Genomic DNA, 19,505 nt, shown 5'->3' on the forward strand with positions numbered 1-19,505 from the left:
GTGGGTCATGGCCCATGAATCCGGGGTTAACCGGAGGCAGAATTAACGCAAATATGTCAGGACATGCGAACATCAGCCCTATTTGAGGGCACGCTTCCAATTCATCGTCAGGAACGTGACCAGGACGGCTATCGCGGCGGCCAGGGCCAGGCTGACGGGGCCGGTGCCCCAGTCGAGTCCCCCTCGGTCGGGGGAAACAGCGGTCCAGTCAGAGAAGGACGCCCCCAATGGCCGGGTCAGGATGTACGCGAACCAGAAGGCCGGGATCGCAGCCAGCAGGCGACGCCAGCGGGCCAGTGCGGGGACAGCGATGACAACCGCGAACATGATGCCTGAGGCAAGGTAGCCCAGGCCCAGCGTGTAGGCGGTCAGGTCTCCAGTGGCCGTGCCAAGTGCGAAGGTTGTCAGCACCGCAGCCCAGTAGAAGGACTCCCGACGCCGGGTGGTGATGCTGTGGATGGAGAGGGTCTTTTCGCTCCGGTGCCAGAGCAGGAAAACGACGGCGAGCGCCACGGTGAAGAACAGCGTCGACGCCAGGTAGGGGACGCCAAGCCCGACGTGAACGGCGTCAGCAGCCATGGTCCCAAACACGCTGACCATCGCGACGGCGGTCCAGTACACCCAGGGGATATACCGGCGGACCCGGAACTGCAGAACCAACGAAATCACCAATGCCGCGAACCCGAGGCCCAAAGCGATCTCGGGTTCGAAACGGTGGACAAGAAAATCGGACGTAGTTTCGCCCATCCCGGTAGTGAGGATCTTCACTACCCAGAACAGGACTGTCACCTCGGGTACTTTCGAGGCGGAGGCTCGGGAGACGGCGTTTTGCAGTTGTCCGCCAACAGCCAGGGTGTCCTTGACCCGCGGGCTAGCGGTGAGTTCTTCGGGCATCATGGCCCCCATTGTTCAGGGCTTTCCCGAGCGTTTCCCGAATGTGACGCGTGGCGCCGCGGCCTGACACGGCAACCAACCCCTCAAGCAAACCGGCCCGATTCGCGGGATAATGGAACTATGGCCGATCAGGATCTGGATCCTTGGGATGAGTTTGACAGGCTCAAGCCCGCGGGACACGATCGCGTCCAGGGCTATCCGGGAGGAGAACCTTTGGGTTTTGGCTTCCAGACGGGCGTGCGGAGCGCAAGAGTGGCCTTCGGTTTCGCCGTCTACGCGCTGGTCCTCGGAACCGTGCTCGTCCTTGTCGGGATCATTGACTTTATCGGCACGGGCGAGTTGCTGTGGCTCGGATTGATGGTGCTCATCGAGGCCGCCTTCATCTATGGCTTCATCCAGCTGGCGCACCAAGCGCGCAACCGACGCTCAACTTAGACGCGCCCGTTGTCGAAGAATTACAGCCCCTCCGCGATGCGCTTGATCGCGGCCAGGCGGCGGTCCCACTCTGCGCCGATGCGATCGAGGCTGCGTGCCGTCTCGCTCAGCTGCGAGCCGAGCACCCTGTAGCGCAGTTCGCGGCCGACGCGCACCGATTCAACGAGTCCGGCCTCCTGCAGCACCGCGAGGTGCTTGGCGATCGCTTGTCGGGTGACCGGGAGCCGCCCGGCGAGGGCCGACGCCGATGCGTCGCCCTCGCCGAGGGCAGCCAGAATGCTCCACCTCGTCTCGTCGCCGAGCGCGGCGAACACTGGAACCAGGGTGCTCGTGGTCACGACCCACCCTCGACATAAGCTGCCAGTTCGTCCAGCTCCGAGTCCCAGCCCTGGCGGTGGCTCTCCATGTTGAACGCCGGATCGCTCGTCGTGTCGAAGCCGGTCTCGACGACGGTGAGCCGCGTTCCGCCGTCGAGCGCTTCAAGCGTGAAGCGGAACACGGTCGAGTGGTCAGGGTCGACCTCGGCCGGCTGGGTGCCGCGCGCGTCGTCGTTGCTCCAGCGGTAGGCGATCATTCGCGGCGGGTCGAGCTCCTCGATCAGCACCGGGAAGGCGCCGTATCCTTCGAAAGAGAAGACACCGCCGGCACCGACGGCGACCTCATCGAGGACGGCGGTTTGTCCAAACCACCGCGCAATGTGCTCGGCCTCGGTGATCGCGGCCCAAACCTTCTCGATTGGTGCGGCGATGGTGATGGTGCGCCTCACAGTGAACTCGCCGGCGTCGACGACAGAGGCCTGGTTTGCAGTCATAGTCATGATTCTGTTCCTTTCAGTCAGTTACTGCAACTACAGAGTTGCATTAACTTTTCGAAAGAGCAACCCCTAGGTTGCAGATCAGATTCCTCAACCCTTGCGCGGCAGGTACGTATTCACCGGGCGCCCCGTCGATCCGTAGGCTAAATGCAGGTCAATGAGTCCCTTGCGTTCGAGTTCGCTGAGATAGCGCTGGGCCGTGGGGCGGCTGATTCCGACGCTGCCCGCAATCTCCGATGCGCCCAAGGGTTCCGTGGAGTGAACCACCATATCGAGGACCTTTTGCATCGTGGGCGGCAGGCGCCGGGGTGCTTTGGCGGGAGGAGCCGTCCGGCGCAGGCTGAAGAGCTGGTCCACGGTCGCCTGGTCGGCCACGGTCCGGGACTCTGACTCCTGCCGCCAGCGCCGGTAGGCCTCGAGCTGGGTTTGCAGTTGCTCGAAGCCAAACGGTTTGACGAGGTAGTACACCGCTCCTCCGCGCATGGCAGCCCGTACGGTCTCAAGGTCCCGGGCGGCGGTGATCATGACGGCGTCGAGCTTTTCGCCGGCTCCCTGAAGCGACCTCAACAGGCTGATTCCGTCTTCATCCGGAAGGTAGACATCGAGGAGAAGCAGGTCTGGTTTGAGCAGCCGCACCGCTTCCCTGGCCTCCGCCGCGGTGTGGGCCTCACCGACGCATTCGTATCCCTCGATTTTGGCCACGCGGCTGGCGTGGATGCGCGCTACGCGGAAGTCGTCGTCGACCACCAAGGTCCGGATCATTCGATTGATTTTCCTGTCATGACCGGGGCGTCGGATTCCATGTGCGGTTCCGGCAACCAGATTTCAAAGCGTCCCCCCGGGCCCGGGAAAACATCCATCGTGCCTCCTGCACGGTGAACGATCCTGCTCACCAGCGCAAGGCCTATCCCACGACGCATTCCCGGCCGCGGTTCCTTGGTCGTGAACCCGTCGGCGGTGATCGTGCCCACCAATGCTGCAGGAACACCGGGCCCATTGTCGGTCACGCAAATGAAAATGCCCGAGGAATCGTCCAGCTGGATAGTCACCTCGCGCGGCGCGGGTTGCTCGGCGAGGATTTCGACGGCGTTGTCCAGGAGGTTCCCGACGATCGTCAGCAGCGCTTGGGTTTCGAGGAACGGTTGGCGCAGCTGCGAGTCGTCCGTCACCGAGATCCCGACATCCTGCTCAGCAGCCACGGTGATTTTCGCGAGCAGCAGGGCCGCGAGCTCCGGCGGCTCGATCCGCGAGCGCAAGCCCTCGCCAAGCGAGCGCGAGGTGTCCGAAATCCGGGAGACGAAATTCCGCGCCTGGTCCACGTCTCCGAGTTCCAGGAGTCCGTCCACCACGTGGAGGCGGTTGGCGTACTCATGCTCTTGGGCACGCAGGGCCTCCATCAGGCCTTCGACGGAGCGAAGGTCACGCACCAGGCCTTCAACTTCCGTGCGGTCGCGCAGGGTGACCACGGAGCCTATGCTCCTCCCGGCCAAGGCAACGGACATCCGGTTCACCACCAGCAAGGCGTCCTCGGTGATCACGATCTGGTCGGTACCGCTGATCTGTCCGGTCAGCAGGGAACGAAGCCTCCCGGCGGGCAGAAGATCCTCGATCTTCTCTCCCAGCACGTTTTCTTCCAGGTGCAGCAGGGTGCGCGCCTCGGAGTTGATGACGGTGACCCGGCCGTCGTCGTCAAAGCCGATCATCGCTTCGCGGATGCCGTGCAGCAGGGCTTCGCGCTCCTGCAACAGGGACGCAATCTCCACCGGTTCGAGATCGAAAGTGACCCGCTTGATTCTGCGCGCCAGCAGGGCGGAGCCCATGGCGCTGATCACGAGGACTACGGCCGAATAGCCGGCAATCAGCAACACCTGTTTGGCGAGTTCGCTGCTTTCCGTGGTCTCCAGGATTCCCACCGAGACCTGCCCGACGACGGTCCCGTCCGCCGCGCGTACCGGCGCCTTGGCGTTGACCGAGTCGCCGAGGCTGCCTTTGTCGATGCCGACATGGGTCTGCCCGTCCAGGACGGCTACGGGTTCTTCCAGGGTCTGTCCAATGAGGCCCGGATTGGGGTGGGAGTACCGGACACCTTTCCGGTCGGTGACGACGACGTAGTCCGGCTGCGCTTGGGACTGGACCTTCGTCGCAATCGCCTGAATCGAGTGCGTTGGATCCCCGTTCCCCAGCGACGTCACGATTTCCGGCATTTGCGCCACCGTCGTCGCGATCCCCAGTGCCCGGAGCCGGTACTGGTCCTCGAGGGTCTGGTTGCTGATCTGGGTGTAGAGAAGCGCGCCCAAAGTGACTGTCACAAAGAGGATGCAGAGCAGCCACACCAGGATCTGGGAGGCAAGCGGCCGCGCCTTCCAGCGCGCGCCGAAAAATCGCAAGCCACGCAACTCTGGATGCACCGCCAACCTCTTCCTACTCTCCCTGTAGCTTATGTGACAAAGTTCACGGCTACTACGGCTCAGCCGCGGACCGGCACCTTGGTGTGCCACGAGGTGTGTTTCTCATAGACGTGCGCGATGCCCAAGAGGTCTGCCTCCGCGAATTCCCGTCCCAGGAAGTGCATCCCGACCGGTTGTCCTCCGGCGAATCCGCAGGGGATGCTCAGTCCGGGCATTCCGGTGAGGTTGGCCGGTGAAAGCATCATGAGCGCGCTGGAGAGGGAGTCCTTGCCTGTTGAACCGGTCAGCGAATGGGACATGTCCGCCTCGATCGGCGCGATGGACGGCAGCGTCGGAGACACCAATGCCTGGACTCCGGCGAAGTCCATGGCAGTCCGTCTCGAGCGACGTTCGGAACCGGCCAGCCTGCTGATGGACAGCGCGTGGTGCCACGCTTTCGGATCCTGTGAGCCAGGCGGAATTGTCACAGTTCAGGCACAGCACAGGTATAGAGGGGCCAAAGTGTGGGGTTCGAGGATGGGTATAGCTTCGAACCCCTCGGAGTTGAACCTCTAAGGAGCAACATCGTGAACAAAGTCCGGAAAATCGCAGTGGGAGCGGCCCTGATCGGCGCCGTCGCAGGCGGCGGAGCCCTCACCGCCATGGCCCTGCCGGCCAACGCCGCAACTACCGACACCTCGACCGCCAGCCCATCCGCCCCCGCCACGGACGGCGGCACGCACGGAAACGAAACGGCCCTGACCGGCGACACGGCAAGCAAGGTCAAGGCCGCTGTTCTGGCCGCCAACTCCGGCGCCACGGTGGAGAACATGACCACCGAAGACGACGGCAGCGCCGCCTACGAAGCCCACATCACGAAGTCGGACGGCACGCACGCCACCGTCAAGCTCGATACGAGCTTCAAGGTGACCGCGACCGAAACCGGCGGCCCCGGAGGCGGGAAGGGCGGCCATGGCAACCACGGAAACGAAACCGACCTCAGCGGTGACACCGCGAGCAAGGTCAAGGCCGCTGTTCTGGCCGCCAACTCCGGCGCCACGGTGGAGAACATGACCACCGAAGACGACGGCAGCGCCGCCTACGAAGCCCACATCACGAAGTCGGACGGCACGCACGCCACCGTCAAGCTCGATGCGAGCTTCAAAATCACCGCAACCGAAACCGGCGGCCCCGGTCACTAACTCCCAACCCAACCAAGCACCGTGGGCGCATACGGCAGCCAGCCGTATCCGCCCATTTGTTCGATATCGCCCGGCCCGCGCACGGTGAGGGTGGGACCGTCAATCCTAGGAAAAGCAGGGAGCGGCACAGCTGCTGACATCGTCATCCGGAGCGCTTAGCGTCTTTAACAGAACCTTGAACGACGGCGGTTCCGCCTTTGAGTATTCGGGTTTCTTCCAGCCGCAAAACTGATCTACCAGTTCAGGGCTCCACGTTTAGATGAGAAGAAGATGACTATGGAATTTTCGTTGATGATGGCTTGCGCAGTCATCAGCATCGTGAACAATGACAGCCGCAGTGCTTTGCCCGGGGCACCGGTTGTTCCAGCACGCCCGGCAAGTCGCCTGCGGCTGGCTCGACTGCGGGGTTGGCTCGCGACCGCGTTACACCGGGCCGCGTGGGGAATCGAACCTAAGGCGCCGCAGCCTGTTATGGAGACTTGCCGCTGAGGTGCGCGGAAGTTGACCGAATGTCAGGCGGGACCCTGTGAGCTGAACATGACTGCGTTCCATTCCCGGATCTCGCTCGGTACGGCAAGCCCCTCCAGGACGAAAGGATCGCCCGCGATGAACTGCTCCGCCCTTTCCTTGCTGGTGAAGATGCCCATCGAACCGTTTACGGCGGGGTTGTTGAAAGTCCCGATGCCGATCAGGCCGCCCTCGGCGGCGAACGCCTGCATATATTCAACGTGCCTGGAGTAGACGGCCTGGAGTCCCGGGAGTGCCGAAGGATCCGAGCTGTAGAAGACGACGAATTGCATTTTTTGCCTTAGCTGTCGAGTTCAGGGCTGTCGAGTTCGGGGCTGTCGAGTTCGGCCAGGGTCTGACCGAGCCGCGGGAGCACGTGGTTTCGCCATCCCCCGCTCATGATGCGGTGCGATGCCACATGCGTCGGCTCGTTGGGATCGAACCCGTCGTGGACGAGGGACAGCCGGGTGCCCGGGTCCTCCGCGGTGATTGACCAGGTCACCGTGCTGTTGAGGCTGTTTCCGGAGTGTGCGTCCCGCCATGAGATACGCAGTAGCTTCTCCGTTTCGACGTCAAGGACTTCGCTGGCCACCAAGCCGCTGAAACCGACTGCCGGAACGGGAATCCCGCGCATCTGGAACTGGTGCCCGACGGTTGCTTTGAAGTCGTTTTCCATCAACCAGCGGGCGATCAGCCCGGGCTCCGTCAGCGCCCGCCAAACCTTGGCAGGCGAATACGGCAGGAATTCTTCGACCTCGATGGTCGTAAGTTGTTCACCCATTCAGTGTCCTCAATCTCGTTCACGACCATCCTAAGTTCCGAGGGGCCGTCGTCGGAGCGATCGGGTATCCCCGGGCGGCGTCGCAGCCCAGCTCGCGCAAAATACGGGTCTAGTTTAACGACAGTCAGCGATATATCGTTAACTATCGCAGAACAAACTGCGAGCCTCAGGGCAACCCAGACAACACTGAAAGGACGATGCCGTTATGAAAGGCATTCACGACAACAAGCACACAGATTGCGGTCCGGACATGGAACGCTTCGGACGCGGCCGGAGCCGTCGCGGACCCCACGGACACGGCGGATTCGGACCTGGCCGCGGATTTGGGCCGGGCCGCGGTTTCGGACCGGGCTTCGGGCCGGGCTTTGGCCCGGGCTTTGGTCCCGGCGGCCAGCGCCGGGCCAATAAGGGCGACGTTCGTTTCGCGATCCTCTCCCTGCTGGCCGAAGCGCCATCCAATGGATACGGACTCATCAAGACGATTGCCGAGAAGACGTCCGGATCGTGGCGCCCAAGCCCGGGCTCCGTCTATCCGACGCTGCAGCAGCTCGTTGACGAGGAGCTCATTGCACCCGTCGGCGAAGGTCGGCGCACCGAGTTCACACTCACCGATGCAGGGAAAGCATACGTAGCGGAGCACGCCGAGGAGCTGGAAAATGCGTGGAACATCGATCCAGAAGGATCAGGACCCGCGTTTCACCAGAGCGTGGCAAAGCTTATGGGGGTTATCCACCAATTCCGCTTCGCCGCAACCGACGAACAACGCACGGCGGCCATGGAAAAGATCGACGAAACCCGGCGAGCGCTTTACCACATCCTCGCTGACTAGTACCGCCCCTCCCGAAGCCGCGACGCGGAGTGACCTGCTCGCGGCTTCGGAAACGTCTGCTGAGTTCCGTTCGCTCAGAGGCGGAGTTCCATGAAAACGCTGTGTGGATCCAGGGTGTAGTCGGCAAAAGGTGGGCACTCGGTGAATCCGTTGCGGACGTACAGGCGCCGTGCGGGAGCGAAATAGTCCTCGGTTCCTGTCTCCAGGAAAATGTGCTCGTAGTTTCGGCTTCGGCCTTCGTCCAGGATGTGCTTGAGCACGAGAGTGGCGACGCCCCGCCCCCGCGCACTGGCCGTGGTGCGCATCGACTTGATTTCGCCGTGCTTCGCTGCGCCGTCCGAGGATTCAATGAGTTTGAGCGCGCCACACCCGAGGAGGGTGCCGCCGTCGCGGGCCGTCCAAAAGGTGATCGACGTCGCGGAAAGCGCCGAATGATCCAGCGCGTGGACACTTTCGGCCGGCGATGTGGCGAACATGTCCGCCAGGTGTTCGCTCAGGAGTTGGTTGACATCCGCGCGTGCCGGATCGTCGGGCTCAACGTGAATCATCGACTCAATTTACACTCCCCCTGTTCGGTTTCTGGGTCTATGCTGGTTCCTCCGATCTGCTACTGAGAGCGGTGGTCCATGAGCGGTTGCGAAGCAGTCCTGGCAGGCCTTGAAGCACAGCTCGGTTGGATCCGGGATACGTACATCGATCTGCATAGGCACCCCGAGCTAAGCCTCGAGGAGCATGGGACTTCGATGCTCCTCGAGGAGAAACTCGCGGCGTTCGGCTATGCCGTAACACGCATCGGGGGCACCGGCGTCGTCGGTATCCTCGCAAACGGGGACGGCCCAACAGTGCTTGCCCGCGCAGACATGGACGCGCTACCGGTGACCGAGGCTACCGGGCTGCCTTATGCGTCTGCCGTCGACGGGGTCATGCACGCGTGCGGGCACGACCTGCATGTCGCCGGACTGCTCGGCGCAGCCAAGCTCATGGCCGACGGGCGCGCGGCATGGTCCGGGACGTACATCGCGCTGTTCCAGCCTGGCGAAGAGATCGGGGCTGGATCCCAGGCGATGGTCGACGACGGACTCGTCGCCAAAGTGCCGCGGCCCGACGTCGCCTTCGCCCAGCATGTGATGCCGATCCCGGCGGGGAGGATCGCCACCACGGCCGGCCCAGTCCTGTCGGCCGCGGACTCGCTCAAGATCACCGTGCACGGGAAGGGCGCGCACGGCTCGATGCCACACATGTCCGTTGACCCGGTGGTGCTGGCCTCTTCGATCGTGATCAGGCTGCAGTCCATCGTCTCGCGGGAGACCAAGCCGGGCGACTTCGCGGTTGTCACTGTGGGGGCGTTCAACGCCGGAGCGACGTCGAACATCATCCCGGACCGAGCTACCCTCTTGCTCAACATCCGCACTTACGACACCCGGGTCCGTGCGTCCGTCCTCGCGGCCATTGAGCGGATAGTCAAGGGCGAGTGCTCCGCCGCCGGATCACCGCAAGACCCTGATTTCGAGTACTACGAGCAATTCCCGCTCACCAGCAACGACGAGGCCGTGACAGAGAAGGTCCGGGCCGCATTCTCCGCCCACTTCGGGGCGGACTCCGTGCGCCAGGCCTTACGGCAGACCGCGTCCGAGGACTTCAGCCGCATTCCGGACGCTTTCGGGGTGCCATACACGTTCTGGCTCCTAGGCGGCGTGGATCCCGAAACCTACCGGGCCGCCGTCGAACGCGGAACAGTAGCCCGGGACATTCCGGCCAACCACTCCCCGCTCTTCGCGCCGGTGATCGATCCGACTCTGTCCATTGGCGTCCAAACCCACGTGGTCTCAGCACTGTCTTACCTGGCGACGGAAGGCGCAACACCATGAGCCCCGAGGACGTGGACCTGCTGGTGGTCGGCGGTGGAAAGGCCGGGAAAACCCTGGCGATGGACTTGGCCCGGGCGGGCAGGAACGTTGCAATGATCGAACGTTCGATGATCGGGGGGACGTGCATCAATGTTGCCTGCATCCCCACCAAGACCCTCATCAACAGCGGCCGGGTACTGGAAACCATCCGCCGGGCCGCCGAATTTGGCATTTCCGGGGCCGAGGACCCGCTCATGGAGCTCAAACTGCTGCGCCACCGCAAGGAAGACGTCGTGGAGACCATGGTCAAGGGCCAGCTGTCCTCCTTCGTTGGATCAGGAATGGAGTTCGTTCTCGGCGAGGCGAAGTTCGTCGCTCCCCGGACGGTCGAGGTGACCCTGAACGACGGCGGCGTGCGCACTCTGCGAGGCACCGACGTCGTACTGAATCTCGGCACCGAACCGCTCCTGCCGACCATCGAGGGCCTGCCGGAATCGAAAGTGCAGACCAGCAACACCCTGTTGAAACTGGAATCCCTGCCGGAGAGCATCATCATCCTTGGCGGCGGATACGTCGGCTGCGAATTCGCGGATCTGCTCAACACCATCGGGGTAAAAGTCACCGTCGTCCAGGGCAGCGGGCAACTGCTTCCTCGGGAGGACCCGGACATCGCCGCTGCCATCGAACAGAACTTCACTGACGCCGGCATAACCGTTCGGCTGGGGACCAGGGCACAACGGATCAGCCGCGCCGCAAACGGAACCGTTACCGTGACGCTCTTCTCCGGTGACACCGTCACCGCCGATGACATCCTGGTGGCGGTGGGACGCAAACCAATGACCGACGGCATCAATCTCGAAGGTATCGGCGTGGAACTTGACCACCACGGATTCATCAGGGTCGATGATCAGCTGCACACCACGGCAGAAGGAGTGTGGGCAGCAGGCGACGCCGCAGGGACGCCCCAGTTCACGCATGCCTCCTATGACGACTACCGGGTGTTGAAGACCAACCTGGCGGCAAGGAACGGCGCTGGCAAGCCACGCAGCACCAGCGGCCGGCTGATCCCCTACAGCGTATTCACGACCCCCGAACTTGGCCGTGTTGGACTGAGCGAGCGACACGCCCGGGACGCAGGCTACAAGGTCCGCATCGCCAAAATGTCGGTTTCGGCCATTCCCCGGGCCCGGACCGTGGGACACCTGGAGGGTATCTGGAAGGCGGTCATAGACCGCGAGACCAACAGGATTCTGGGCGCCGCCCTGCTAGGCGCCGAAGCCAGCGAAGTCATTGCCGCGGTGCAGATGGCAATACTTGCAGGACTGGACTACGCCGCCGTGCGCGATGCGGTCATCACCCATCCGACCATGGCAGAGGGCCTGAACCTACTGTTCACGCCAGCTTTCCTTGAAGACTGAACAGCGGACGACGGCGGGGCCTCCCGCCGTCGTCCCATGCGTTAAGCGACGCGGCTCAGGAGTACCACTGCCACTCAGGCGGGGCCCAGCCCGACGGAACCTGATGGTTGTCCTTTGTACCGCATCTTGGACAGCTGTAGCTTGCCGACGGCGGCCGCAATCCGCTGCCATCGACCGCATAGACCGCCGGAACATACTCATGGAAGGTCAAAGGAAACCCAGGACCGCACTGCCCACAGGCCGGCACCCTGGGCGGCGTTGCGGGAACACAGGGACGATGAGTGGCCATTCGATGTCCAGCACGAGCAAGCGTCATGTTTCTCCCTCACGTCTTCATCATTCGGGAATCGGCGTCGGCCAGATCCCGCGTTCAAAGTTCATGCCCGGACGCCCACATCGTGCGTATGAACCCAATGGGGCAGCCAGCGGGTAGTGGGTCAAACCTTATGCCAGGATTCCCTGAAGAGCTATGGGCCAGTCAGAAGTGATGGTTCGCAATCAGTTAGGCCGCAAACGGAGGTAACTGTTGCCTGCGTCACATCCTCCGTTTAGTCTTTGTTCCGGGCCGCAGCGTCGCGGTTCCTGATCGGAAGAGGACTCATGACCGAAAAAATCCGGCTTCTCGTAAAAATGGACATCGATGGTGCCCAGGTCCGCATCACAGCCCATGGACGGCTAACCTCCCGGAGCCTCCACGCCCTTTACATAGTCGCGAGGCGGGCCAACGCCCTCATGCATGGTCTGGCCCTTGAAATCGACGTTAGCGGGGCCAACGTCGACCCGGCGGCCATGGAAGCGCTCCGCCGCTGCTCGCAATCCCGCCGACTTCCGGCCCTGATCGATCCCCAACAGTCTGATGTCAACATCTCCGTCCGGTCATCCGCCGACGCTGTGATGGCCGCCTGAATCCGGGCGGCCATGAACGCGCTGGAGGGCACTTCGACCATGCCCGTCTAGAAACGGGTGGTGCCGCGCAGCCTGCGGGGACGGCCGTCCGGGTCCACGACGAAGCGGCTGAGCGGATCCGCCCAGAGACGCTGGAGGGCCGAAACGGGTTCGGGGGTGTGATGCCGCACGTTTCCGGTGGGGCGGGGTGAGCTACTCCCGGTTTCATGCCAGTAGTCGAGAACGTCGGCGGCGGTGTTCCAAAGCTTGAGCCCAGCCGCCGGGTCATGAAGTCGGGGATCGTTCTGGTCCATGCCCAGGTGTTCTGCCCAGAGTTGGAGCCGGAGCCGGCGGGCGAGCGGCCGGGAAGCATCGTGACCGTCAGTGCCGGGCGGCTCCCCGTTGTCGGCAGTGGTGTCGAATACGGCGCAGGTGAGCTCGCTGTCGGTGGTCCAGGACCGGCGGTTGAAATTGTCTGAGCCGCAGGTGAACCAGACGTCGTCGATGATGCAGATCTTGGCGTGGACGTAGATCGGAGTTCCGGAGCTGTTCTCCAGGTCGAACACGCCGACCCTGTCGGATGCGACTTGGCGCAACATGCTGAGGGCGCGAAGTTGCCCGATCCGGCTAGGCGGTCCTGCTAGGGGGCCGTCGGAGTCGGGGTAGCGGGGCACGACGGCGATCACGTTCAAGTCGGGGTTCCGTCCGAGGGCCTCTGCGATTCCGGCTGCGACCTCGGTCGACCAAAGGTACTGGTCCTCGATGTAGATCAGCGAGCGGGCGCGGGCGAAGGCTTTCGCATATCCGCGGGCAACGCTGCGTTCCCCTTCGGGCGCGAACGGGAACGGGGGACGTTTCACACCGTAGGTGCGCAGCAGCTGCACGGCATGGGGGCCGGCCGCGGGCGGCGGCGGTGCAGCGGCCGGGAGCGGTTCGGGGTGCCGGGGCATACGGGCCAGGCGTTGCAGCAGCATCCGGTACGGGGTCCGTCGGTCCAGTGGGTGGGGGTCGTTCCACCGTTCAGCGAACACTGCCAGGACATCCGCGACCACGGGGCCACGCAGCTCGAGCGCGGCATCGTGCCATGGGGGACGTTTCCCGTACCGGGGATCCACGGTCACCGCTTGCGGGTCTCCCGCATGATCGGCGTCGTCCCGTCGACTGTGGGAAAGGTCGAGCCCGCCAATGAACGCGACGTCCCGCGATGGATCGTCACGACGGCGGATGACGAACATTTTCTGGTGATGGGAGCCGAACAGGCGGACACGCTGATCCAGCAACACTTCCCCGCCGGCGTCGTTGATCTTGCGACTGAGAAGCTCGTTGGATCGGCCGCTCATCGGGGCCGATACCCGCTCTCCGTGGGATCTCCAGACAAGGCCCCGCACTTCCACCCCCGCGCGGGCCAACCCCGCGAGCAAGTCTCCGATCGTGGGTCCGTCGGCCAGCAGCCGCTCGTCGGCGTCGCCACGCCAGTCGGTGAACCACACACGGTCTCCCGGCTGCAGAGCAGTCAGTTCCTCATGCAGTCGGGCAAAGTAGCTCGCGCCATGAATCAGGGGACGCACGAGGTTGCCCTCCGACCACGCCGGAGACCCGGCACCGCCTGAGTGCACGTCTGTGGCCAGATTCCCGCGCTCAGCGCGACTCAGGAACCACGTGCCAGCTTCACTGTCCACTCAGTGCTCCTTCCGGGGGCGAGGCCAATCCTCTGGTGTCCGGTCTTCAAACAGCCTAGAAGGTAACCTTACTGATCAAATCCATTCACGATGTGAGGCGGAAGACAATGGGCGTTCACCCCCAAGGCACGTCCGACGACGAGTCAGCCGGAGGGAAAGGCGAACTCATCGACGACCGGTTCGTCGGTGACACTGACTTGGCCCGGTGGAAGACCCCCGCCGGAAGGTGGCTCGCTTCCCGCGCACAACGCCTCAGTGCCCGTCTCGGCCCATACGGTGCGCTGATCCTGATCCTGGCTGCCGGAGCCGTAGTCGCATCACTGCTGGCCTTCGCGACCGGCGGGGTGTACGAGGCGGTGACAGAAGCAGATGGCGTGGCCGCCCTGGACCACCCGGTCTTGGAGGCAGCGATGACCTTGCGCAGCCCTGCATTGGACGCCACCGCCACTGCCTACACCGATCTGGGCGGGGGAATCGGGATGCCGATCCTGGCCGTGATCGCCACCGCCGTGCTGGTCCTCCGGCGCCGTTCCTGGACGCCGGCGATCCTCATTGTGACCGCGGCGGCCGGCTCCCTCCTCATGACCATCGCCGGCAAGCAGCTCATCGGCCGTGCCCGGCCCCCACTCAGCGATGCCGTGCCGCCCTACGAGTATTCCCCCTCGTTTCCCAGTGGACATTCGCTGAATTCGTTCGTGATCGCCGGAATCGTCGCCTACCTGGTCATCCTGCGTTGCCGCTCCCGCCGGGCCCGCGCATGGACAGTGACCGCTGCGGCCCTCTTCGCCCTGACCATCGGCCTAAGCAGGGTGTTCCTGGGCCACCATTGGCTCACCGATGTCTTGGCAGCCTGGACCCTCGGCGCCGCCTGGCTGGTCCTGGTCATCACCGCCCACCGTCTTTATCTCACCGCCCGAAAGACCGAAAAGCCCAGCCACCCCCGGGGCGATGCTCAAGGCAGATGAAAGCCACATGCTCGCCTCCCCGCATGTTGTCCAAAGTTTGCTTTTCCGGCACTTAGCCTTTGCCTAGTGCTGGAAGAGTCGGTCGGGGGTTTTCGTCAGCAAAGCCAAGCACTGGGAGCAGCTCATGTCAGGTCTCAACCGTCGACGTTTTCTTCAACTATCAGGGGCTACCGCGGCGAGTACCGCAATCGCGGAGATGCTCGGCGAGAGCATCGCGCGCGCCGCGACCATCCCGGCCAACCGTGCCACCGGCTCGATCAAAGACGTCGAGCACGTGATCGTCTTCATGCAGGAGAACCGCGCTTTCGACCACTACTTCGGCACGCTCAAGGGCGTACGCGGGTTCGGTGACCCGCATCCGGCTATCCTCCCGAGCGGGAAGGACGCGTTCGCGCAGAACAACGGAATGCGGGACATCCTCCCCTACCACCCGACCGCGCCGAATCTCGGCATGCAGTTCATGGAGGACCTCGACCACTCGTGGAAGCTCACCCACGAGGCCTTCAACGTGGGCAAGTACGACAAGTGGCTCCCCGCCAAGTCCGAGGCCACGATGGCGTTCTACGAGCGCGGCGATGTCCCGTTCCACTTCGCCCTCGCGGACGCGTTCACGATCTGCGACCAGTACCACTGCTCGCTGCTCGGCCCCACGGACCCCAACCGCTACTACATGTTCACGGGCTGGGACGGCAACGACTACGAGGCCGGCGGCCCCGATCTCTGGAACGCCGAGGTCGGCTACTCGTGGAGCTCGTACCCCGAGGAGCTTGAGAAGGCCGGCGTGAGCTGGAAGGTGTACCAGGACGTCGGCGACGGCCTCACGGCTGCGGGCTCCTGGGGTTGGACGGGCGACGCGCACATCGGCAACTACGGCGACAACTCGCTCCTATACCTCACGCAGTACCAGAACTCGAAGCCCGGCAGCCCGCTCTACGAGAAGGCGCTGACCGGCACGAACGCGAAGGCCGGCGACGACCTGTTCCGGATCTTCCGCGAGGACGTCGCGAGCGGGAAGCTCCCCCAGGTCTCCTACGTCGTGGCCCCCGAGGCATACACCGAGCACTCAAACTGGCCGCCGAACTTCGGAGCCTGGTACACGGCGAACATCCTCAACATCCTCACGTCCAACCCGGACGTCTGGAGCAAGACGGCCGTGTTCTTCATGTACGACGAGAACGACGGCTTCTTCGACCACGTCGTCCCGCCGCACCCCAACACCTCGCAGATCCCGGGCGCATCCACGGTCTCTACCGAGGGCGAGTGGTACGACGGCCGGATGACGTTCTCCGGCATCGCCGACGTCCCGGGCCACTACGGTCTCGGCGTACGCGTGCCGATGCTCGTCGTCTCGCCCTGGAGCATGGGCGGGTGGGTCTGCTCGGAGACGTTCGACCACACCTCGATCGTGCGGTTCCTCGAGTCACGCTTCGGCGTGAAGTCCCCTAACATTTCGCCGTGGCGCCGCGCGGTGTGTGGCGACCTCACGAGCGCGTTCGATTTCTCGGCGAACAGCGGCGCGGCCCCGGCCCTGCCCGACACCTCTGCATTCAAGCCCGCCGACCACAATCGGCACCCGAGCTATGTGCCGACCCCTCCCGCAGTCAACTCGATGCCGGCCCAGGAGAAGGGCACGCGCCCGTCGCGCCCGCTCGGGTACGCACTCGACGTCGCGGTCTCGGTGGCCGGTGGCAAGCTCTCCGCCCACTGGTCGAACGCCGGGGCGCTCGGCGCACACGTGCAGGTCCGCTCGAATCTCCTTCCCGCAGGCCCGTACTCGTACACGATCGGAGCGGGCGCGACCCTCGACGCGTCGTGGGCGCTTGGCGCCGAGTACGACGTGCAGATGCACGGCCCGGCGGGCTGGTACCGCCGCTTCGCGGGCACGACGGCGGCCGCGGACATCCGGGCGACCGTCACCCGCGACGGCGTGTCCGGACACGCTCAGTTCCGGATCGAGAACGCTGGCCCGGCCGCGGCCGCCCTCACGCTCACGGACGCATACGGCGCCGGGTCGCAGGCCCTCGCGCTCAACCCGGGCCAGGCCAAGACCGTGGTGATCCCGGCGCAAGGCGGCTGGTACGACCTCAAGCTCACCGCCGCGGCGGATCCGAAGCTCGTGCGGGTCCTCGCAGGGCGCCTCGACGACGGCCGGGCGCTCACGTCCGACCCCCAGCTCGGCCGATGACGGACTGTCGCCCACCCGTCGCCAACTGTTCTTCACCCCGCTGCTTCACCCCGACTATGGGCGCTCCGACTGGAGCGCAACCCGAAAGGACAATTTCAATGCTCAATGTGCTGAAAAGCCGCAAGGCAGGAGCCATGGTTGCCATTGCAGCCACCATCGCGCTCACAGGCGCCGCAGTCGTCGGCGCGGTTGCCCCCGCCACGGCGCAGGTCACGTCCGGCTCCGTCGCCCAAGCGAGCGGGCAAGGGGCCAACGGTCCTGACCACGTCTTCGTCATCATGATGGAGAACCACGGCTACGACCAGATCATCGGCAACACCGCCGACGCGCCCTACATCAACACGCTCGCGCAGCGCTACAACACCGCGGCGAACTACCACGGCGTCACCCACCCGAGCCTCCCGAACTACCTTTCAGCGATCTCGGGCAGCTTCCAAGGAATCTGGGACGACTGCAAAGCGGGCGCGAATGTCACGTGCGCCCCCGAAGAGTTCGTACCCGGTTCCAGCGACACAGGAGTCACCGGGCAGCTCACGCCAGAACAGGCGGCCAGCGCCTCCGCGACTCCGCATATGTTCTCCGGCCAGACCATCGTCGACCAGCTCGAGAACAAGGGACTGAGCTGGAAGGCATACATGGAGAACCTCCCGAGCGCCGGCTCCCAGGTCGAATACGCACCCACAATCGGCTCCACCACGGTCAAGCTGTACGCCCAGAAGCACAACCCGTTCATGTACTTCTCGGACATCAACTACCCGGGCAGCCCGCGCCTGCAGAACATCGTGCCGCTCGAGAACAACCTCAAGACCGATCTCGCGAGCGGCAACGTGCCCAACTTCGTCTGGATCAGTCCCAACCAGTGCCACGACATGCACGGGATCTCACCCTCCGGAGCAGCCCTCATTGGACTGCCCCAGTGCGGTTACCCTGACTCCGGCCTCGACCACGGCGCGATCCAGCTCGGCGACGCCTACGTCAAGCAGACCGTCCAGCAGATCATGGATTCCCCAACGTGGAAGACGAGCAAGTCCAGCATCGTCCTGGCCTGGGACGAGAACGACTACTCGGGTTCAACGGGCGGCCCGGGCAGCCCGGTCGGACAGAACGGCGCGGTCCTGGGCGGCGGCCACGCACCAATGATCGTGATCAACTCGGCCGAAGGCCCGCACAAGACCACGAACCAGCTCTCCGACCACTACACCTTGCTCTCCACGGTCCAGCACCTGTGGCACCTGGGCTGCCTGGCGAACACCTGCTCACCCACCACTTCGGGCACCTTCGAGGAACTCTTCCGCCCCTGACCCTTCAAAGCGTTCAAGAGCTGACGGCCTGCCCGCACACTTGTGCGGGCAGGCCGTCCGTTTTGTCGTGACCGGGACCGCCGTCGACATGCCTGAAGTTTTCGGCGGGCTTATGCGAGACGGAACCCAATCGCTTACCGGGACGCCTCGAAGAGAATGAGCTCAGACCGACCGTCGTCCGCGGTCACTCCGCGAATCTCCGGGAATCGGGCGACAAGCTGGAAGCCGAGAGCCTCGTGCATTTTGATGGATGCCGTGTTGTGTTCGTTTGCGAAGTAGTGAGCGATCGACGCCCGGGACCAGATCCATTCCAACCTCGCCAGGGTGAGGGCAGAACCGACCCCTCGTCGTCGGAACTCAGGAGCGACCACCACGCCCCCCCGAGATAGTGGCCTGCGGGCGAGCTGCCTTCCGGATCCGAGTGGAAATGCGTCTTGGCTACGCCGATGGCCTCACCTTGTGCGACGGCCACCAAAATGAATCGGTCGCTCCTTGGGGCGATCATGTCGCGGGTCCAGCGGTTTCGCTCACTGGCGTCACAGAGCGAATTCACCTGCGCCAGGTCGTCGAGGGTGCATTCACGAATCTGCATGGCGATAGCGTACTTGGCGAGCCCGTATACGGTTCTAGTCGTGAAGGACCACTTGGTAGAGATTGTGGTCCTGCCATTTTCCGGCAATCTGCAGGTATCGCGGCGCCATGCCAATCTGCTGGAACCCGCCCTTAAGCAGCACGCGCTGCGAGGCAGCGTTGTGCAGAAGGGTGCTCGCCTCGATGCGGTGCAGTCCGAGTTCGTCGCGCGCCATTTCGACTATCGCGTGGACTGCCGCCGACGCCAGTCCGCGGCCCGCGTAGGCGCCGTCCACCCAGTAACCCAGGCCCGCGCTCTGGGAGGGACCGCGGACGATTCCTGCCATGTTGAATCGGCCGACGAGTCGATCGCCGTCGAACAGCCCGAGCGGATACGCCTCCCCTGCCTCTTGCGCGACGAGGCGGTTGGCAATGTCCGAGGACTGCCAATCTACGGTGTAGTACTCCTCGGGCCGCATTGGCTCCCAGGGTGAAAGGTAGTCACGGTTGCGCACATATGCGGCTGCGAGCGCAGCCGCATCACTTATGCGCAGTACGCGCATGCTGACGCTTTCACTAAGTTGGCGCGGTTCAATCATCGGTCAACATTAGACCAGATCGCCGTTTCGGCCGCTCCCCGATTATGCGATAGTTTGCCGTAAGAACGGGGAAGCATCCGCGGCGGGGGAAACGCAATGACCCACATCTTTGGACACAACTCGGCTCGGGCTCCAGGCGATGTTCCTGCCGACGTGCCCGCGTGAAGGCCGACGCTCTTCGGGAGCCGCTGATGGCAGCGGCCGCTG

The 19,505-nt window shown here is 64.0% G+C and carries 21 protein-coding genes; 9 read left to right on the forward strand and 12 right to left on the reverse strand.

Features of this window, described 5'->3' with window-relative positions; translation table 11 throughout:
* Positions 1-78: 78 nt before the first annotated feature.
* Positions 79-897 (reverse strand): COG4705 family protein, encoded by an 819-nt coding sequence (locus ABD742_RS18820; RefSeq protein WP_234751430.1) that lies wholly within the window; start codon positions 895-897, stop codon positions 79-81.
* Between the two features lie 117 nt (positions 898-1,014).
* Here ABD742_RS18820 and ABD742_RS18825 point away from each other — a divergent pair, with 117 nt between their 5' ends.
* On the forward strand, positions 1,015-1,329 hold the full coding sequence (locus tag ABD742_RS18825) for a hypothetical protein (RefSeq protein ID WP_234751429.1): 315 nt from the start codon (positions 1,015-1,017) through the stop codon (positions 1,327-1,329).
* Between the two features lie 20 nt (positions 1,330-1,349).
* Here ABD742_RS18825 and ABD742_RS18830 read toward each other — a convergent pair whose 3' ends face one another.
* The 5 genes from ABD742_RS18830 to ABD742_RS18850 form a co-directional block, all read right to left on the reverse strand.
* Entirely contained in the window at positions 1,350-1,667 is a 318-nt protein-coding gene (locus ABD742_RS18830; RefSeq protein ID WP_234751427.1) for an ArsR/SmtB family transcription factor, read from the reverse strand.
* On the reverse strand, positions 1,664-2,146 hold the full coding sequence (locus ABD742_RS18835; RefSeq protein ID WP_234751425.1) for an SRPBCC family protein: 483 nt from the start codon (positions 2,144-2,146) through the stop codon (positions 1,664-1,666). The genes ABD742_RS18830 and ABD742_RS18835 overlap by 4 nt, the downstream gene beginning before the upstream one ends.
* An 87-nt stretch (positions 2,147-2,233) precedes the next feature.
* Entirely contained in the window at positions 2,234-2,905 is a 672-nt protein-coding gene (locus tag ABD742_RS18840) for a response regulator (RefSeq protein ID WP_234751424.1), read from the reverse strand.
* Complete coding sequence (locus tag ABD742_RS18845; RefSeq protein WP_344788746.1) at positions 2,902-4,551, reverse strand: ATP-binding protein; 1,650 nt, start codon at positions 4,549-4,551, stop codon at positions 2,902-2,904. The genes ABD742_RS18840 and ABD742_RS18845 overlap by 4 nt, the downstream gene beginning before the upstream one ends.
* 59 nt (positions 4,552-4,610) lie before the next feature.
* Positions 4,611-5,018, reverse strand: a complete 408-nt coding sequence (locus tag ABD742_RS18850) for an amidase family protein (protein ID WP_308193853.1) — start codon at positions 5,016-5,018, stop codon at positions 4,611-4,613.
* A 99-nt stretch (positions 5,019-5,117) separates the two neighbouring features.
* Between ABD742_RS18850 and ABD742_RS18855 the strand changes: the two genes are divergently transcribed.
* Positions 5,118-5,732 carry a PepSY domain-containing protein gene (locus ABD742_RS18855; protein ID WP_344788748.1) on the forward strand — a complete coding sequence of 205 codons (615 nt, stop codon included), beginning with the start codon at positions 5,118-5,120 and terminating at the stop codon, positions 5,730-5,732.
* Positions 5,733-6,244: 512 nt separating this feature from the next.
* Here ABD742_RS18855 and ABD742_RS18860 read toward each other — a convergent pair.
* Positions 6,245-6,532: a YciI family protein gene (locus tag ABD742_RS18860; RefSeq protein WP_234751420.1), complete on the reverse strand. Its 288-nt coding sequence runs from the start codon at positions 6,530-6,532 to the stop codon at positions 6,245-6,247.
* A gap of 8 nt (positions 6,533-6,540) precedes the next feature.
* Positions 6,541-7,020, reverse strand: coding sequence for an SRPBCC family protein (locus tag ABD742_RS18865; protein ID WP_234751418.1), 480 nt, complete (start codon positions 7,018-7,020; stop codon positions 6,541-6,543).
* A 205-nt stretch (positions 7,021-7,225) separates the two neighbouring features.
* On the opposite strand from ABD742_RS18865, the gene ABD742_RS18870 reads away from it, so the two are divergent.
* Positions 7,226-7,849 carry a PadR family transcriptional regulator gene (locus tag ABD742_RS18870; RefSeq protein ID WP_234751417.1) on the forward strand — a complete coding sequence of 208 codons (624 nt, stop codon included), beginning with the start codon at positions 7,226-7,228 and terminating at the stop codon, positions 7,847-7,849.
* 74 nt (positions 7,850-7,923) lie between these two features.
* Here the strand turns inward: ABD742_RS18870 and ABD742_RS18875 are convergent, their stop codons facing one another.
* The gene (locus ABD742_RS18875; protein ID WP_234751416.1) at positions 7,924-8,397 is read right to left on the reverse strand and encodes a GNAT family N-acetyltransferase; all 474 of its coding nucleotides are present in this window, start codon (positions 8,395-8,397) and stop codon (positions 7,924-7,926) included.
* A 78-nt stretch (positions 8,398-8,475) separates the two neighbouring features.
* On the opposite strand from ABD742_RS18875, the gene ABD742_RS18880 reads away from it, so the two are divergent.
* The 3 genes from ABD742_RS18880 to ABD742_RS18890 all read left to right on the forward strand — a co-directional run bounded on the left by ABD742_RS18880 (position 8,476) and on the right by ABD742_RS18890 (position 12,020).
* A complete protein-coding gene (locus ABD742_RS18880) occupies positions 8,476-9,717 on the forward strand; it encodes an amidohydrolase (protein WP_234751415.1) in 1,242 nt (413 codons plus the stop codon).
* Positions 9,714-11,114: a dihydrolipoyl dehydrogenase family protein gene (locus tag ABD742_RS18885; RefSeq protein ID WP_234751414.1), complete on the forward strand. Its 1,401-nt coding sequence runs from the start codon at positions 9,714-9,716 to the stop codon at positions 11,112-11,114. Before ABD742_RS18880 ends, ABD742_RS18885 begins: the two co-directional genes overlap by 4 nt.
* Positions 11,115-11,714: 600 nt before the next feature.
* Positions 11,715-12,020, forward strand: a complete 306-nt coding sequence (locus ABD742_RS18890; protein ID WP_234751413.1) for a hypothetical protein — start codon at positions 11,715-11,717, stop codon at positions 12,018-12,020.
* A 47-nt stretch (positions 12,021-12,067) separates the two neighbouring features.
* On the opposite strand, the gene ABD742_RS18895 is transcribed toward ABD742_RS18890, so the two are convergent.
* A complete protein-coding gene (locus ABD742_RS18895; protein WP_234751412.1) occupies positions 12,068-13,678 on the reverse strand; it encodes a phospholipase D family protein in 1,611 nt (536 codons plus the stop codon).
* 107 nt (positions 13,679-13,785) lie between these two features.
* On the opposite strand from ABD742_RS18895, the gene ABD742_RS18900 reads away from it, so the two are divergent.
* The 3 genes from ABD742_RS18900 to ABD742_RS18910 all read left to right on the forward strand — a co-directional run bounded on the left by ABD742_RS18900 (position 13,786) and on the right by ABD742_RS18910 (position 18,129).
* A complete protein-coding gene (locus ABD742_RS18900) occupies positions 13,786-14,643 on the forward strand; it encodes a phosphatase PAP2 family protein (RefSeq protein WP_234751411.1) in 858 nt (285 codons plus the stop codon).
* A gap of 124 nt (positions 14,644-14,767) precedes the next feature.
* Positions 14,768-16,828: a phosphocholine-specific phospholipase C gene (locus tag ABD742_RS18905; protein ID WP_234751410.1), complete on the forward strand. Its 2,061-nt coding sequence runs from the start codon at positions 14,768-14,770 to the stop codon at positions 16,826-16,828.
* A gap of 134 nt (positions 16,829-16,962) precedes the next feature.
* Positions 16,963-18,129 carry an alkaline phosphatase family protein gene (locus tag ABD742_RS18910; protein ID WP_234751409.1) on the forward strand — a complete coding sequence of 389 codons (1,167 nt, stop codon included), beginning with the start codon at positions 16,963-16,965 and terminating at the stop codon, positions 18,127-18,129.
* Between the two features lie 134 nt (positions 18,130-18,263).
* Here the strand turns inward: ABD742_RS18910 and ABD742_RS24410 are convergent, their stop codons facing one another.
* Both ABD742_RS24410 and ABD742_RS18915 read right to left on the reverse strand, forming a co-directional pair.
* Positions 18,264-18,503, reverse strand: a complete 240-nt coding sequence (locus tag ABD742_RS24410) for a GNAT family N-acetyltransferase (RefSeq protein ID WP_425547588.1) — start codon at positions 18,501-18,503, stop codon at positions 18,264-18,266.
* Between the two features lie 252 nt (positions 18,504-18,755).
* On the reverse strand, positions 18,756-19,262 hold the full coding sequence (locus ABD742_RS18915) for a GNAT family N-acetyltransferase (RefSeq protein ID WP_344788753.1): 507 nt from the start codon (positions 19,260-19,262) through the stop codon (positions 18,756-18,758).
* Positions 19,263-19,505 lie beyond the last annotated feature (243 nt).

This window comes from Arthrobacter ramosus (assembly GCF_039535095.1).
GTDB classification, from domain to species: Bacteria; Actinomycetota; Actinomycetes; order Actinomycetales; family Micrococcaceae; genus Arthrobacter; species Arthrobacter ramosus.